Source organism: Brevundimonas sp. UYEF29, from assembly GCF_040546195.1.
GTDB classification, from domain to species: Bacteria; Pseudomonadota; Alphaproteobacteria; order Caulobacterales; family Caulobacteraceae; genus Brevundimonas; species Brevundimonas huaxiensis.
This window is the reverse complement of record NZ_JBEPNH010000003.1, coordinates 406,694-422,885: the sequence shown is the minus strand read 5'-3', so window position 1 is coordinate 422,885 and position 16,192 is coordinate 406,694. Positions and strand designations below refer to the sequence as shown.

General features: G+C 64.6%; 12 protein-coding genes. 4 read left to right on the top strand and 8 right to left on the bottom strand.

The annotated features are described in order from the left end of the window. Positions 1–8: 8 nt before the first annotated feature. From dpdF to dbpB (ABIB58_RS07590), 7 genes are all read right to left on the bottom strand, one after another. Complete coding sequence (gene dpdF, locus ABIB58_RS07620) at positions 9–2,492, bottom strand: protein DpdF (RefSeq protein WP_354040090.1); 2,484 nt, start codon at positions 2,490–2,492, stop codon at positions 9–11. Positions 2,493–2,497: 5 nt separating this feature from the next. Then, positions 2,498–5,530, bottom strand: coding sequence for a protein DpdE (gene dpdE / locus ABIB58_RS07615; protein ID WP_354040088.1), 3,033 nt, complete (start codon positions 5,528–5,530; stop codon positions 2,498–2,500). A gap of 93 nt (positions 5,531–5,623) precedes the next feature. After that, a complete protein-coding gene (gene queC / locus ABIB58_RS07610) occupies positions 5,624–6,322 on the bottom strand; it encodes a 7-cyano-7-deazaguanine synthase QueC (RefSeq protein ID WP_354040086.1) in 699 nt (232 codons plus the stop codon). Continuing rightward, a complete protein-coding gene (locus ABIB58_RS07605; protein WP_354040084.1) occupies positions 6,319–6,687 on the bottom strand; it encodes a 6-pyruvoyl trahydropterin synthase family protein in 369 nt (122 codons plus the stop codon). Before ABIB58_RS07605 ends, queC begins: the two co-directional genes overlap by 4 nt. An 18-nt stretch (positions 6,688–6,705) precedes the next feature. After that, positions 6,706–7,824, bottom strand: a complete 1,119-nt coding sequence (gene dbpB, locus ABIB58_RS07600) for a DGQHR domain-containing protein DpdB (protein WP_354040082.1) — start codon at positions 7,822–7,824, stop codon at positions 6,706–6,708. Beyond that, positions 7,821–9,107 carry a tRNA-guanine transglycosylase DpdA gene (gene dpdA, locus ABIB58_RS07595; protein WP_354040080.1) on the bottom strand — a complete coding sequence of 429 codons (1,287 nt, stop codon included), beginning with the start codon at positions 9,105–9,107 and terminating at the stop codon, positions 7,821–7,823. The genes dbpB (ABIB58_RS07600) and dpdA overlap by 4 nt, the downstream gene beginning before the upstream one ends. After that, on the bottom strand, positions 9,104–10,204 hold the full coding sequence (dbpB, locus tag ABIB58_RS07590; RefSeq protein ID WP_354040078.1) for a DGQHR domain-containing protein DpdB: 1,101 nt from the start codon (positions 10,202–10,204) through the stop codon (positions 9,104–9,106). Before dbpB (ABIB58_RS07590) ends, dpdA begins: the two co-directional genes overlap by 4 nt. Here dbpB (ABIB58_RS07590) and ABIB58_RS07585 point away from each other — a divergent pair. Continuing rightward, complete coding sequence (locus ABIB58_RS07585) at positions 10,204–10,452, top strand: hypothetical protein (RefSeq protein ID WP_354040076.1); 249 nt, start codon at positions 10,204–10,206, stop codon at positions 10,450–10,452. The genes dbpB (ABIB58_RS07590) and ABIB58_RS07585 overlap by 1 nt on opposite strands. A gap of 877 nt (positions 10,453–11,329) precedes the next feature. On the opposite strand, the gene ABIB58_RS07580 is transcribed toward ABIB58_RS07585, so the two are convergent. Continuing rightward, on the bottom strand, positions 11,330–11,533 hold the full coding sequence (locus ABIB58_RS07580) for a helix-turn-helix domain-containing protein (protein ID WP_354040074.1): 204 nt from the start codon (positions 11,531–11,533) through the stop codon (positions 11,330–11,332). Between the two features lie 104 nt (positions 11,534–11,637). On the opposite strand from ABIB58_RS07580, the gene ABIB58_RS07575 reads away from it, so the two are divergent. From ABIB58_RS07575 to ABIB58_RS07565, 3 genes are all read left to right on the top strand, one after another. Beyond that, positions 11,638–12,177 (top strand): RNA polymerase sigma factor, encoded by a 540-nt coding sequence (locus tag ABIB58_RS07575; RefSeq protein ID WP_354040072.1) that lies wholly within the window; start codon positions 11,638–11,640, stop codon positions 12,175–12,177. Between the two features lie 2 nt (positions 12,178–12,179). Continuing rightward, complete coding sequence (locus ABIB58_RS07570) at positions 12,180–13,160, top strand: FecR family protein (protein WP_354040070.1); 981 nt, start codon at positions 12,180–12,182, stop codon at positions 13,158–13,160. A gap of 79 nt (positions 13,161–13,239) precedes the next feature. Next, positions 13,240–16,179 (top strand): TonB-dependent receptor domain-containing protein, encoded by a 2,940-nt coding sequence (locus ABIB58_RS07565; protein ID WP_354040068.1) that lies wholly within the window; start codon positions 13,240–13,242, stop codon positions 16,177–16,179. Positions 16,180–16,192 lie beyond the last annotated feature (13 nt).

The following is a 16,192-nucleotide window of genomic DNA, read 5'->3' as shown; positions in this document are numbered from 1 at the left end:
GATCACACTCATACGGTCAGCCTTGAATAGAAGGTGTTAAAGTCATACTGCCTACCCGCATAGGTGGCGCTTAGGTAGACGCCCGGCCTGTCCGGGTCGAGCGTGTCGCGCGGCATGAAAATGACCCGCTCGAGGCCGAGGGCGCGGGGTTCCAGGATCGTCCGATCCAGCGTTTCACCCGAGCCGAGGATCAGCACTTCAGGGCCGCGAGGTAGACGCCGGCGCGTGTGCCGATCCACCCGACTGACGAAGAGAACGCGATCGACTCCGACGGTCGTCACGGCGTCGTCAATGGTCGCGCTTGTCGCCACCAGCCCGAAGCTCTGAACGCCGCAGTCGTGAAGGGCTTCGAAGCACCCTCGCAAACGTCTCCGGAAACCGCGATCTGCGGCAAGCGGGTCGTACCAGACCACGGCTCTGCGGTTGTGATCCAAAAGCCCCGAAAGCGTCTCTGACAGCAGGGAGGATGTGGGCCAGGGATTGAGAGGCTCGAGGCGGGGCTGGGACGGCGCCCGAGCATTTGGTTGCGGACGACATTTGGCGCAGCGGGCGCAGGCTTGTGCTTCGGGGCCGCAGTCGTAAAGATTCAGCAGGGCGGGTGACGGGCAGTCCTGCTGGCGTACGAAATCCTTCATCCGCTGCAAGTCGCCCGCACCCGCCCTGTGGAGTGAAAGCCGGACGGGTTCCACGCGGTCACGCCAAGTCTCTTCCCGGCTGTGTTCGAAATCCAGGATCCTGACGCGCTCGTGCGGGCCGACCCGATTGCCGTCCCAGACCGGCGGGCCGAGCAGTTCGACCAGGCCGGCCCGCGCCATCAAGGCCAGCACGCGGGCATTCCAGTCACTGTTGCGCTCACCCTGCATGTCGATGTCGTCGGCCTCCTGGCTCGGTGCGACGTCGAGCGGCAACAGATAGGTGTCAGGCGCGTCGAGGCCAAGGCGGCGATCGAACATGGACGTCCAGCGCTGCAGGCCCCGCTTCACGCTGATGACGATGACGTCGCTGAGCTTCTGGGCGACGCTCTCGTCTCCGAGGGCAGGCAACATCAGCGCCAGGGCAGCGCGTCCATCCCGGCCGGCGCGCCCGACCTCTTGGTAGTATCGGTCCAGCGTTTCGGGAATGCAGGCGTGCAGGACTGTTCTGACGTGCTGATAGTCGATGCCGACGCCGAAGGCGGAGGTGCCGACGACGAGGTCCAGGTCTCCGGCGCGCCACCTTTTGAGCACCTGTTCCCGCGCCGTGGCGGCCGTGCCGCCGTGGACCATGGCGATGTTCGAGAACCCTTCGGCCTTGAGCCGCACTCGCCAGGCTTCGGCATCCGCGACCCGGGTGACGTAAAGGATCGCCGGGCGTGGCGCATGCCTCAGCGCCTCGACCACCCGGTCGTCTCGAAGGCTCGCCGGCGTTGGTGGCACGACCCGATAGTCCAGTTCGCTGCGCAGTCTCAGCGCGCTCAGAACCTCGAACGGGCCAGGGCCGGAGAAGAGAGCTTCAAGCGTTTGTAGCGAGGGTGGCGTCAGCGTGGCGGACAGGAGGAGCGTACGCATCGCTCGGTGAGACGGTGCACGCGCGATCCAGTCCCGCCGGACGCCCGACAGCGACTGGAACTCCGTGCGGAACCCCGTGCCCCACGCATCGACCAGGTGCGCCTCGTCGATCACCAGGGCGCTCAGATCGCCTCGGTCGGCGACCTCGCCGAGACAGGCCCTGAGAGGACCGCAGATGGCCTCTGGAGAGGCGACGCACAGTGTCTGACGACCGTCGCGGATCAACTGAATCAACTGGGCGTTGCTCGTGTCGTCGCCTCCGCGGTACGCAATCGGCCCGGAGAAGCCCTTCTCGATCGCTGCGTTCTCGTGGTCGATGGCCAGCGCGACCGTGGGCGTCACGACGACGACGAGACCGCGAATGCCGTCGGAGAAGCCAAGGCGGGCGGCGAGTTGGAAGATGAGGCTTTTGCCTTCGCCGGTCGCCAGGCTCACGGTCAGGCTGGCGCCAGGTGGCGTGGTCAAGGCGGCTCTGACCGCCGCCCGCTGTCCGACGCTCTGGTACGCGGAGTGACCGACCTGACCGAGGAAGGGATCCCCCTCGGCGACTGAGCCGAAGTCGGTCCGCTTCCAGGCTTCCGACGAGGCGTAAGCCTCTAGCCCGTCATCGGTATCGTCGGCAGTCCAATCCGGACGCCAGGCGCGCGCGGACAGGAGCTGGCCGCCGCTGAGCGGCGAGGCTTCGAGGCCGACCCGACCGAGGTCGAAACCGTCAAGGGGGGAACCCGACGGCATGAGCAGCCGCGCCGAGCCGCTTTGTCGTTGGCTGGCCTCGCGCACGAGCACCTGGCGAAGAAGCACGGCGAGTTCGAGTTGCGAGCGATCGGCACCCAGACGCCAGGCCTGCCGCAGACGGTCGATGGCCGGGCTCGCGGCGCTCCACGGTTCCTCGGAAGGCTTGGCGATGTGCGCTTGCAGGGCCTGGAAGGCCTCATGGTCGGTCAATCGCGTCACAGCGACTCCGGCGTCGAACCAGAGAGTGCGATAAAACCAACAGAATCAATGCGAAGTCGCGGTGCTTCGACAGCCCGCTGAAGGGTTCGTGAGAGCGTGGCGTCTTCGCCGGCCTCAAGACGCTCGCGGCGCTGCTGATCCTGGCGTGCCTGAACAATGGCGAGGGACACTCGGCTCGTGAAACCCGGGTCGGACCGGAGCTTGTCCTCCGCAAGCCCTCTTACGAATTGCAACCGGTCTCTGAGCAGCGACATCGGCGCGATGCGTTCGAACAGATCAGGTCGACTCGTCAGATTGATGTCCCGGGCGCCGGCGGCGTCTGGGGATTTCGAGTAGGGCCGCGCCAGGATCGTCTCGTGGGCATCAGATGCGACGGCACCGTCGACGTCGATGTGGAACCGGTGCGACCAGGGCGGAAGGAAGCCTTGAGCCCTGCGGGAGACGCCAAATCGATCCACGCTGCCGAAGACCTCCGTGTCGGCGTCAAGCGCAGGCTCGACGACGAAGCAAAAGCGGAATCCCGCCCATGCGACGCCCGAGCGAGACAACGAGGGATCGATGCGCCAGGTCGCGAACGCCGATCCGCGATCGTCCCACCGGAGGTGCCTCTCCATAGCGTCCAGCATCTGGGACCCGGGGCGAAGCAGACCGACCGTCTGCCGCATGGCGATCCGACGACGCCAAGTCATGGCCGTCTGAGAGGTGAGGCCGAACTCGTTCTCCCAGGGCTCTCGAGGCACGAGGGTGCTCGGCGTCCAGCAGTAGCGAAGCTGATCCGCGGTCTTGCCGACCTGACGGAACTGCAGAGCGGAGAGAAGCCAGTGCTCGGTTCGCGCCTGCAGATCGGCCTCGTCGCCTTCTGCATCCTCGATGGACTGCGACATTGCCTCGGCGCCATCCGCGAGAGCGAACGCGTCGAGCGCGTACTGTTCGTCAGCCTCGGAGCGGGCGGCGGCGATCTGCTCGCGAACCCAGGGAATACGCTCGCGAAGACCTTCAGCGCCGCGCTCCAGGAAGGCCTGAGCGAGGTCCCCTTCAAGGCGATCCAGAGCGAACTGGATGTCGCTCGTCGAATGCTCGAACAGGCCGAAACCATCGGCGAGGACATCCAGCCACGCAGCCCAGGGACTGGCGTCGTCGTCCGTCGCCAAGACCACCCTCTGCTGGATCGCGCCCTTGGTCCGCCCGAAGCGGTCGAGGCGGCCGATCCGTTGCTCCATGCGCGTGACCGAGAACGGCAGGTCGAGGTGCACGATGCCGTCAGCGAAATTGAGGTTCAGTCCTTCTTCTCCCGACCGGTCGCAAATCAGGATCTCGGCGTCAGGGCTTTCCCGGAACGCGGTGACCCGGTCCTTGGCGTCGGAGGGCTGGGTGTCGCGCGTGAGGAGGAGGGCGGACGTCTGGTGCGGGCCGAACAAGGTGTGCACCTCGACCGCACGCTCCTGTTCGGTGGCGAATGCGACGATCTTGGGCGTCTTCTGGCCGGCGGCCTTGAGTTGCCTGACGGCGGACTGAAGCACTTCGATCGCAACGACGCTGAGGGGCCGTGCGCCGGGGTCGCTGTCGAGCGTGTGGGCAAAACGGACGGCGGTCGCCTCGGAGGGAATGCGACGTCCCGACGACAGGCCATCGAGAACTGTGATCAACTCTCGTCCTGCGGCCTGTCTCTGGATCACTTCGGACAGGTCGGATTTGAGCTCGTCGCGCCAGTCCTCGATCGCGTGGAGGATATCAGGCCACCGTTGGTCCTCATCGACCTCGACGCGAAGATGCCTGCGAACAGTTCCGTCTACAGCGCCGCGATCGTGGAAATAGATGGCGGCGTCACGTCGTCTCGCGCGGATCAGGCGATGGTGAACCCGATATGTATCGGCGAGGTGCTGACGCAAGCCGCCGATGGCGTCCCGAAACTGGTCCTCATGCTCCGAGATTTGGCGAACCGTGTCGATCACCGCATCGTCGGGCAGACGGTCCGCCAACTGCTGAACGGTTCTCCTGAGCAAGAAAACGGGCGCGCCTTCGTCGAGCGACATCAGCAGCCGACCGAGTTCCCGGCTGAGACCCAGCCGATCGCGGAGTTTGGACCCGTCCGTCGGCGCGTAGGCTCTGGGATCGAGAATGTGCAGGAGCGACAGCAAATGACGCGCGTCACCGAGCGCCGGTGTCGCCGAGAGCAGCAAGAGGCGGGGGGCGCTGTGCGCAAGGCCTACGAACTCTGCAAGGCGGTTCGGATCCTCGACCAGGTGGTGAGCCTCGTCGACGATCAGGAGATCCGGCTTCGCCATCGGCAAGGCTTCGCCGTGCGCAAAGATCCTGACCTGCGGCGAACCGAGGCCGAAGCGAAGAGAGAGTTCGTCCGACCACTGCTCCACCAGAGCGGAGGGCGCTAGCACCCAGACATTGCGGTTTGGGTCGTCGATCAGACACTGCCTTGCGACGGCGCCTGCCTCGATGGTTTTGCCCATGCCGACCTCGTCGGCGAGGAGGTAGCGTTGCACCGGGTCGGTCAGGATCCGTCGGACCGCCGAAACCTGGTGGGGAACGATCTCGATGCTGGCGGAGAGCAGGCCGGTAAGCCCTTGAGCGGCCGCCTTGAGTGAGACGCCGGTTTCGACGGCGCCCCAACGACGGTCATGCAGGAACTGGCTCTCGCCGCCGCCACTGGTCAGGACCTCGCAGGGATCTCCAAAAGCCTCGAACACCCGGACCCTGAGCCGGTCCTCGGTCAGTTCTGCGACACGGCCGTTGGGGAACCTGACCGTATAGGTGACCCAGGGCGCCGTGGCGTAATCGTAGGCCTTTACGCGACCCACGCGCCATCCCGCTTCGGTTTCGACATAGACCCTCGTTTCCGGACCCAGGGCGACGCGATCCAATCCGGAGATCGAGCCGGTCTCGACCCTTACGTCAGCAATCGAATGAAAGACTGCAAGATCGCATCGCGCGCCGTCCGTCGAGACGACGGTCGCTGCTCCGCGCCGCCCAGGTAGGGCGACGAGCATTCCGACTTTAATCCGCGAATCGACCAATGATACTTCCACCCCGAGCGCAGTTTTCGTCGCACAAGCCGGAGAGGAAAAGGGAAATCGGACGGGTAGCCTAGATTGTGAGGGAAAGCCTCATCAGGGTCTGTGCTGGGCTGACCACCGCTCGAAGCCGGTGCGGCGCAGGTCGCAGGCGGGGCACTCGCCGCAGCCTCGGCCCCAGGCGTTCATCGTCTCGGCTTCGCCCTTGTAGCAGGTGAGGGTTTCGGCGCGGATCAACTCGACGAGTTCAGCGCCGCCGAGCGCGTCGGCTAGCGCCCAGGTCTGCGCCTTGTCGATCCACATCAGCGGCGTCTCGAGCACGTGCCGGGATTCCATGCCGAGGTTGATGGCGACCTGCAGCGCCTTGATCGTGTCGTCCCGGCAGTCCGGATATCCAGAGTAGTCGGTTTCGCAAACCCCCGTCACGACATGCTTCAGACCACGCCGGTAGGCGATGGCGGCGGCGAAAGTGAGGAACAACAGATTGCGGCCGGGCACGAAGGTGTTCGGCAGGCCCGAGGCTGAAGTGAAGATCTCCACGTCCTGGGTCAGGGCGGTGTCGCTGATCTCGCCCAGGACGCTGAGACTAAGGATCCGGTCCTCGCCGAGTTTTCTACCCCAGTCCTTGAAGGTCCGGATGCGATCGAGGACGACCGACCGCGCGTCGAGCTCGACGCGATGTCGCTGGCCGTAGTCGAAACCGATAGTCTCGACGCGTTCGAACCGGTCGAGCGCCCACGCCAGGCAGGTGGCCGAGTCCTGTCCGCCCGAGAAAAGCACCAGGGCGCCGCTCATGCCGCTTCGCCGAAGTAGGTGACCTGATCTTCGGTGGAGTCCCGCAGCACTGTCACGCTGAAGAGGGTCGGGATGTCGTCCTCGAGCTTGCGCCAGATGTAGGCGCACAGGTTCTCCATCGTCCCGGGGCCGAGATCATTGATCTCGTCGAGGAAGCGATGGTCGAGGGCGTCGCGCGCCTGGCCCAGCTTCATGGCCAGTAGGGAGGTGTCGATGATCATGCCGCTCACCGGATCCGGCCTGCCGCGCAGCGTCACCTGGGCGCGGTAGGAATGACCATGAATGCGCCGGCTGCCCTCGGTCTCGACGACACGTTCGAGGGTGTGGGCGCAGTCGAAGCGGAATTGTTTGGTCAGTTCATACATGGCGTCAGCTAGACAAGATCATGAGTCGAGGGTTTTGAGCAGATCAGGTTGAGCGTCAGCAGCCTGTGCCGCAGCGACTTTGCGTGCCCGGATATCGCGCCGCACGATGCTCTCCACATGTTTGGTGAGCAGGGCTACGTCGCTGGAGGTGACGTTGACCGCCTTCCAATGCCGAGCGTCGCCGTTGCCGAAATCCCAGGAGCCCGAGGTCCAGGCTGTGCGGCCTTCGAGTGCGGCGAGGCCCTTGGCGAATTCGCTCCAGGTGCGGGCGTTGTCGAGCGTAGCCAGCGTCTCCATCACAAACCCCATGGCCTGGATACCAGCCCCGTGGACCAGACGCGACGAGGCGGGCTTATGGCCCCACCAGTCCTGCGGGAAGACACTCTGGACGGCCTTGAAGAACTCGCTGATCAGATCGAAGCATTTTCTGGGGCCGTTCGGCTCCGTCACCATCAGCCGCATGATCCCGTCGCTGAGGGAGTTCATCAGAACCTTCTGGATGGCGGTGTCCTTGATCACGCCGGATGGATTGGTGTGCTGGTAGATCTGCCCTTTGAGCGAAGAGGCGTTGCTGTAGTTGAGACGAGCGGTGAGATCGGCCGCCAAGGCGCGGCTCTGCATCCGGTCGGGGAGCCCATCGACCTCGGGCAGCAGTTCATAGATGAGCGACTTGGGCAGCGGCCGGGTATTGTTGACCAGGACGAACTGACGCCGCAGTTCAGCCTCGTCCCGGCAAATCATCAGGGACACAAACATCTGGAAGTCCTGGCGCGAGGACAGGCTGAGAGCGGTCAGTCGTTGCTGGCCATCGACGACCAGGCCGCGCGGTCCGTTCGAAAGATCGATCGTGACCCGGCAGATTCCGTCGCCGACCTCCTCCACCGCGACGCCCTCGATGAAGGCGACCACGATAGCGTTGGGCAGGATGGCTGCGGGAGTCTCAAGATAGTCGCGGATCTCGCGGATGTGGCCGGCGATCTGGGGGCGTTGGAAGCCGCTGAGCGCGCCGGCGTCGTCGCGCCCGACCCGGTCGATCTCGGCGAACCTCTGAACCTGTTCTGCCGTAGCGGCGAACGTGAGGACGTCATGGTCCGCACTCTGCCGGGCGCGTGCGGCGAGAAAGCTCAGTGTCATCATGGGGCCTTGTCTTTCGGCGGGGTGAGGGCGTCGACCACGGTCTTGAAGGCCCCCAGATTATGGATGCCGCGTCGTTTGTTGCGGTTGCTCGCGCGGAAGATCATCACCTCGATGCCGACGTCGCGGCAGATTCGGCAATCGCACCTGCGCCAGGGCTTGTCGGCTAGGGTTGTGCGATAGCGACCTCGCAGCTTCTCCATCGTCGGGCTGGTGCGGACGTGTTCGTACGCTTGGCCCGTCGCGAGGACGGCGTTGTATTCCAGGATAGTTTCAAGCACCCCTTCGAGATCAAGATCGTCGTGGTCGTAGGCGCGCAGGGCCGCCAGTGCGCTCGTCTCCATCTGCGTCAGCCGTTCCGCCTTGAAGTCCCCCTGACGCACATGGCGCTGAAGGCGCGGGTTTTCGATCGCCTGGGGGACGCGGATCGCCGTGTAGTAGGTCAGGCTAGGACCGTCCCCGAGCCAGTAGTTCTGCTTGTCGTCCTTGAAGGCGCGCAACAGGGGCGAGGTGGTGTCGATGCTGGTTACGTTGAAGGGCGCGAACTCGTGGATCTCGTTGGCCTTGGCGAAACCCAGGATGTGAAGGCGGGTCGAGGGCGGGACGGCATCCCGGATCGCTACGAGGCAGCGCTTGATCTGTTCAGCCTTGAGCGGAACCATGCCGCCGATGGCTAGGTAGTCGTAGCCCATAGCTACGAGGCGGCGAGCGGCCTCGGCCATGCTGCCGGGAGACCATCCTTGGATCACGCCCAGGGGCGTAAATCGTTTGAACGCCCGAGCCTCTTTGTGAAAGACAGCGGCGTTCTCAAGGGTGATCTCGAACCGGCGATGCGCTTCGGCGCTGCCGCCCTCCATGCCGGCGACCGTTTCGTCGAAGTCGAAGATAATATGGTCGACCGAGCAGCCGTGAGTGAAGCCGCAGTCGTCGTAGAACTCCATAGTGTCGGCCGGGGTATAAGGCGGCACGTCTTCAGCGACATAGGTGAAGGCGCCGCAGTCGCCGAACAGCGCCAGGTCGGCGAAGGCCGGAGTGTTCAATCGAAGGAATTCGCGCGCGCCCACGCGGCGGAACCGCATCGCCTGGGCCTCCGTGTACTTTCCCTTTACCGGACCGTCGCCGACGATTCCGCGTGACACCAACATGCCGTGATAAGGCGCATAGCCCATGATCTCGTGCGGATAGGCGTCGTCCCAATAGGGCTTGCGGCCCGGAGCGTTTCGGTCGTTGAGGAAATCGTATCCTGGATCCACGAAGTCGAGGCTGTCAGCGAATATGAACTTCATCGCGCCGGCCTCGAAAGCTCTCGGTCGAGTTTCAGCAGATGCTCGGTCAATCCTTTGATGTGCTTGCTGGTGGCCTGGATGTCGCCCCAGCCCCAACCGAGGCCATCCCACTGCCCTTCAGTCCAGGCGCAGCGGGGAGCGATGCGGGCTAAAGCCTCCGCGACCGCCGTGTCCGGGTCCGCACTGGCGTCGGCGCGAGTCCAGATCGGATCCATCAAGGCGCCCATCGCCTGGATGCCCGCCGTATGCATCAGCCGGCTATCCTCGGAGGACTTGCCCCATGCGTCCGGGAAGGCGTCGCGGACAGCTCCCCAATAGGTGCAAAGGGCTTGAAATGCAGCGTCCATGCCGCCCTGAGGATCATAGGCGCCGAGGGCGCCGGCGGGACGAAGGTTCGCCGCGATCGCCTTGGTTAGACCTGAGTCTGTGATAACGCCGACCGGACCCTCGCTCTGGGATTCCCGTTTGATCATCCCCTTCAGCGGTGAACCTGGCGTATCGGCGAGAGCGGCGCAGAGCGCGCTGGGCAGCTGTCGCGCCTTCAGGGATTTGGGTAGCACCATCGCCATAGATGGCAGCAATTCGTCGATCAGGCGCGGCGACAGCGGCTTGGCCTTGTTGACGAGAATGAACTGGGCGCGCTGGGTCTCGGTGTCGTCCGACAAGAAAGCTACAATAGGGACAGGCAGGTCCGCCTGTTTCGCGCGCGCCAAGGCCAGCGAACGCTGCTGACCATCGACAATCCAAGCCGCGCGCTGACCTTCCGGTCGGATGGGGATGTGCAACTCGCCACTGCGCACGGCCTCGTCCTCACCCGCCGGTCCGCGGGCGGATTTGAAGCGAACTTGCGGAGACAGGGCGAGGATGATCGCGTTGGGGAAGAGTACTGGGCCCTGACTTAGGAACTCGGCGATCTCAGAAACGTGCGCGCGGATTTCCTTCCGTTGGAAACCCTCGAGCTGGCCTTCACCGCGACGTAAACGCGTGATGTCGGCGATCTGCGCGACTTGATCGCCGGGGAGGAAGAAAGCGAAGACATCGACGTCGACGCCCTGGCGTGTCCGCAGCGCCCGGACCGTAATCTTGGGGCCCTTCATTGGTCACCTCCCTTGCGCTCTGCGGCGACGGTCGTGAACAGTGTCCGAAATCGACCTTGCTCACAGGCGATGCCGAGGTCATCGCGCAGGTGGCGCAACATCGCGCCGGAGCGTCCCTGAACGGCATCCCAATGGGCGCGAATAGCGGACTGAACGTCGGCATCAGATGCGCGCTTTCGGACTGGGACCTGGCGAGCGCTAAATCCGTCAAGGGCGTGACGGACGGCGGCGCGATCCTCATCAAGTGAACCCCTCTTCCGCAGGACCACCGCAAAATGGCGCAGCGCGCGTTGGGCAAAGTCGCTCTGGGTCCCGGCGAGGCCGTCCGCAGCCGCGTCCAACCGGTCGTCATAGGGCATCCACGCTTGGCGAAGCCCCTCAGGGAGAGCGGCGGGCTCCTCCTTGGTGAACAGTCTCAAGCGGGCCTGCCGCTCGACAGGCCACTGACCCCAGTCATTCGCGAGCAGAGCGAGATAGGAAGATGAAAGGGCCGCGAGAATGGGTCCGGTTTCCGTCTCCAACGCATCACAGTGAAATGGAGACAGGGCCGTCAGGGCTGTCCACCAGTCCGCAGCGCCGCGGGTTGTCTTCCTAAGGATGTCGTCTGGGTCACGGCGCGCAGTCGTCAGGCTGTAGGAGGGTACAGCCGTCTCGCCATCGACTAGGCCAAGGCCGGCCGACACGACGGCGAGCGAAGCCCCAAGGTCGAGGGCGGTTCGGCGGGCCTCAAAGAATGCGCGGCCGGCATAGAGTGCTGACGCTGACATCGAAGGCGTTGTAGCCTTTAGACGGGCGACCCAAGCCTCGGCCACGGCATTGGGTGCCCCGTTTTCCAGATCGCGAGCGTGGAGCGCCGGATCGGCCGGAACGCGCTTTCGCTTGCTGCAGTTTGAGATAATCAGGGTCACAGTTTCCGCACCGATTGAAGCGCGACTCTATGCAGTTTCTGCAGGCAAATCACGATTTCGATGTGCAGTTTCTCACTTGATTTGCCGAGGCGCCAGCGACAAGCGCCGTTCGGAGCGCTTGGACATGCGCGAGCTTGACCATGAGAACGGTCTCTACCTCATGAGTTTGGGGGCTCGTTGCCACAAGTGGCACTTGATCCCGTGATCCCGAAGTCAGTCAGTCGAACAACTGCCCCGGGGCAATGTCCAACGCTATGGCGATCGCGAGCAGCGTCTCGAGGCTAGGATTCTCCTCACCGCGCTCGACACCAGCGAGGAAGCGCAGTGAAAGGTCGGCTTCGCCAGCCAGCACTTGTTGCGACCAGCCCTTACCGCTTCTGGCGCTCAAGATATTTCTGCCGACGCGTAGCTTCCAATCCATGCCGCATGGGTCGTCGGTGAAGCGGCTTTGGAAAAGGTGCTATACAGCTAGCAATATGTTGCTCATGCTTGTTTTTATGATTTGACCTTCGAGGCGGCTCTAAAGTGTCTACTAATCCGCGCCTTACTCGTACCCCCTCCAACATCGCGGCGGGCCTTCACGACAGGCTGCCTAACCGAGGTCGCGGTCATCTAGACCGCCTCTACCGTCTCTATTCGCCATGGCTGACGGCGCGCATCCGGCGGCGCTTCGGCTGGGATGCCGAAGACGTCGTGCAGGAAGCTTGGCTCTGGATCATTCCGATGAGCGACACGACCGACATCCGCCATCCGAAGGCGTTGCTGCTCAAAGTCGCCTCCAATATCGCGATCACCCGGGCGCGGCTGACGAGGCGTCGGACGGAGCTGCTTATCGAAGCGACGCCAGGGTTTGCGCACTCGCATGCGGCGGATCAGGCGCACGTTCTTATGATGCAGGAGGTGGTGCTGAGCTTGCCACAACCGTTGCGAGATGTATTTGTGCTGTCCAGGGTCGGGGGTCTGTCGAACAGCCAGATCGCCGAACAACTCGGGCTCAGCCCAAAGACCGTCGAGTGGCGCATGACCAAGGCTTTGGCGATGTGCGCCGCGCAGCTCAGGCGCTAGAGGTGGGACGCATCATGGCCGGCCCGAAACAGCGGGTTACGAACGCCGAGACCGAGGCCGCGGCATGGCATTCGCGCCTGGGCGAACGCAGCGTATCGACCCAAACGATCAAGGACTTCTTCTCTTGGCGTGAGTTGCCGGAAAATGCGGACGCATATCGTCGGTGCGAGCAGGCTTGGGGAGAAAGTCGCAAGCTTGCCACCCAACCCGCCATGCAGGATGCCCTGAACGATGTGCTCTCGCGCGGTTCGCGGCCGCCGGCGACCCGGCGCAGACGCCTGGTGGCGGGTGGTCTGATCGGCATTACCGCCGCCGCCGCCCTGGCTTTCTGCGGTTGGTCCTGGCTTCACACCCGGACAATGTTCTCGACGTCTGTTGGCGAACAGCGCCTCGTTCAGCTCTCCGACGGGTCTTCTGTTCGTCTCGACACAGCATCCCGGATCAGAGTTCGGTTCGACGGAGACCAGCGCCTTATTGATCTCGAATCTGGACAGGCCTTGTTCGATGTTTCGCACGACGGCGAACGGCCCTTCATCGTGCAGGCGGGTTCCGCCCGTGTGACGGCGGTGGGAACGGTCTTCGACGTGCGGCGGGATGGAGAGGATGCCCGGGTCACCCTCGTCTCAGGAATCGTCGAAGTCGCGGGCGGACGGACCACTCAGCGCATCGAGCCCGGCCAGCAAGCCCGTGTCACACCTACACGCTCACAGGCTCGCCACGTGGACACGCAGGCCGAAATCAGCTGGACGGACGGCCGGATCGTGTTCCGGGACACGCCGCTGAGCGTCGCAGTGGCCGAAGTGAACCGGTACTTGACGGCAAAGGTGGAACTGGACGCTGCTGCCCGGCAGGATGAACGGGTCAACGGCGTGTTCAAAACCGGCGACCGGGACGCGTTCGTCTCCACGGCGTCCGAAGTCTTCGGTCTTCGGGCGTCGGCAGGCCCCGACGGCTCGATCCGATTGTCGGAACGCGGAAAATAAATCGGATCGGCCTCCGGGGCCGCAGTGGGGCTGAGTCGCCTCTTCCCCGACGCAACGTGGCGTCGAGGGGAAGTTTGAAATGAATCGCGTGCATCGTCTGTCCGCCATGGCGCTTGTCGCCGGTGCGGTTTCCATCAGTGTCGCCGCCAGCGCTCAGGATGCGCGGGAATTCGCCATTCCGCCCGGATCGCTGGGCGACGCCCTGAACCTCTTCGCCGCCCAGTCCGATCAGCAAATCATGTTCTCGGGCGATCTGGTCGCCGGTCTGCGAACCGATGGATTGCGGGGCCGCCATATTCCCAGTGACGCGCTGGGACACCTGCTTCGCGGATCAGGCCTGATGTGGTCCGAGACCCGGCCAGGCGTCATCTATCTGCGACGTGGCTCGCCTCGCGCGCAGGCGGCCGGGGAGGCGGTCACGGCGCTGGAGGACGTGATCGTCACAGGCACCCTGTTGCGAACGTCTGGACAACTCGCCTCTCCACTGGTCACGCTCAGCCGTGATGATCTCGATCGCCGGGCTGCGGGCACCGTGGCGGAGGCCCTCATCGCCCTGCCGCAGAACTACGCCGGCGCGTCGACACCGATCAGCCAGGCCGCCCTGTCCGACACCGGCGGGTCGAACAATGTCTTTGCGACAGGCGTCAACCTGCGCGGCCTGGGACCGGCGTCGACCCTCGTTCTGGTCAACGGCAGGCGGCTGGCCGGGACGGGATCCCGCGCGGAGTTCGCCGACATCTCCGCCCTGCCGTCTGCTGCCGTGGAGCGGGTGGATGTTCTGCTCGACGGGGCATCGGCCCTGTATGGCGCGGACGCTGTCGCCGGCGTTGTAAACGTCATCATGCGCCGCAGCTTCGATGGCCATGAAAGCCGGGTGCGGGCCTCCGCGGCGAAGGGCGGCGCCGAGGACGTGCAGGCCTCCCACATTGTCGGCGGCGGATGGTCGTCGGGTGCAGCCTATCTGTCCTACGAATACCAGAGCGCCAAGGCCTTCAGCACCTCCGACCGTCCCTACACGGCGAACGGCGACCTGCGTCCGTTCGGTGGAACGGATCACCGGGGCTTTTACAGCGCGCCGGGCAACATCGTCGCGTTCAATCCTGCGACCTCAAGCTATGGCGTGCAGTACGCGATCCGCCCCAACGCCAGCGGCTCGGTTCAGGGGCCAGCCGACTTCGTGGCCGGGGAGACAAACCGCCAGTCGGGCATGCTCGGCGTGGATCTGCTCCCCGAACTGCAGCGGCACAGCGCCTATGGTCGGGTCAGCCAGTCGCTCGGCGACCGGGTCGAGCTCACCGCGGATGTTCGCTACAGCCTTCGCACGACCGACCTCGCGACGGCGCCGTCCGCCGGCATTTTCACCGTCACGCGCGCCAATCCCTGGTTCGTTTCACCAACCGGCGCGGCGTCTCACACCGTCGCCTATTCTTTCGTTCGGGATATCGGGCCGGCGCGGAGCCATACGGAATCGGAAAGCCTTGGCGCGACCCTCGGCGTGCGGGTCGATCTGTCGGCGGACTGGTCGGCGGAGGCCTACCTCGCCGAAGCGACGGAAAAGGCCGACTTCGGCAACAGCAACCGCGTGAACAGCCGCTATCTGGCGGAGGCCCTGGGCGCCATCCCGGACGATCCCGCCACGCCGTACCGGGCCGCCGTGGATGGGTACTTCAATCTGTTCAGCCAAGGTGGCGCGAACAGTCGCGCCGTACTCGACTTCATCGCCAGCGGCTACGGCGAAGTGCATAACCGGAGCCGTTCGCGGTCGGCCAATATCCTGGTTCAGGGGCCTCTGACGCGGTTGCCCGGCGGCGATCTTTCGGTCGCGATCGGCGCTCAACTCAGGGATGAGAGGTTCGACACCCGCGGGCTGACCTTCCTGTCGGGAGCCGCGCCGCTGCCCTTCTCAAGCCCGAGGGCGGAGCGATCAATCTCGGCGGCGTTCGTCGAGGCCCGGATTCCGATCGTGGGCCCGGACAATGCCCGGCCAGGGATCCGTCGACTCGACCTGTCGGTAGCGGGCCGGATCGAGGACTACGACGATTTCGGAACAACCACGAACCCCAAGATCGGCCTGGTCTGGTCGCCGCTTGAGGCCATCGTCGTGCGGTCCTCCTGGGGCACCTCGTTTCGCGCCGGCGCCCTGGCCCAGTTGTTCGACGCGCCGGGCGTCTCCCCGACCTTTCTCGACCGCGCTGATGGCTCCGAAGCCCTGATCCTGATGGTCTATGGAGGCAACGCCGACCTGAAACCCGAGACTTCGGAGACCTTCACCGCCGGGATCGATTTCAGGCCGCGAGATGGAACATCGCTAAGCCTCAACTACTTCGACACCCGCTTTGAAGACCGGATTGCGCAACCTGTGAACGCCAACTTCCGCGGGGCCCTCGTCGATCCGACCCTGAGACCGTTCGTAACCTTTGTCGATCCGGCCAACCGGCCCGCCGACCGCGCCCTGATCGAGGCCTATGCCGGGGTTCCGGGATACTCCACGCTGTTTCCTGTCGAGGCCTACGGCGCCCTGGTCGACACGCGCTGGGTGAATACCGGCTCCGTCAGGATCCGCGGCCTGGATGTCACGGCCCGCTCCGGCTGGTCGGTGGGTGATGGCCGAGTAATGGCGGAGACCAACCTCTCCTGGATCCTGGACTACGAGAACCAGACCACGCCAACCGCTATCGTCGAAGAGGTGGCGGGCCTGATCGGATATCCGGCGGAGCTACGCGCTCGAACCGGTCTGACCTGGTCTCGCGGCGGCGTTCAGGCGGGGGCATACTGGAACCATGTCGCCGGACAGAAGGATCGGCTCGGCGCGCAGATCGACGCCTGGGATACGGTTGACGCCCGTCTGGCCTGGTCGCCCGGCCGCGATGGCGACGGCCTCCAGATCGAACTGGCCGTGCAGAATCTCACCGACGAAGACCCGCCCTTCTATGACGCCTCGACAGGCCTCGGCTTTGATCCCGGCCAGGCCAATCCGTTGGGCCGGGTGGTCTCGCTTCAGCTCACGCGTCGCTGGTGAGCCGGTTCGATGT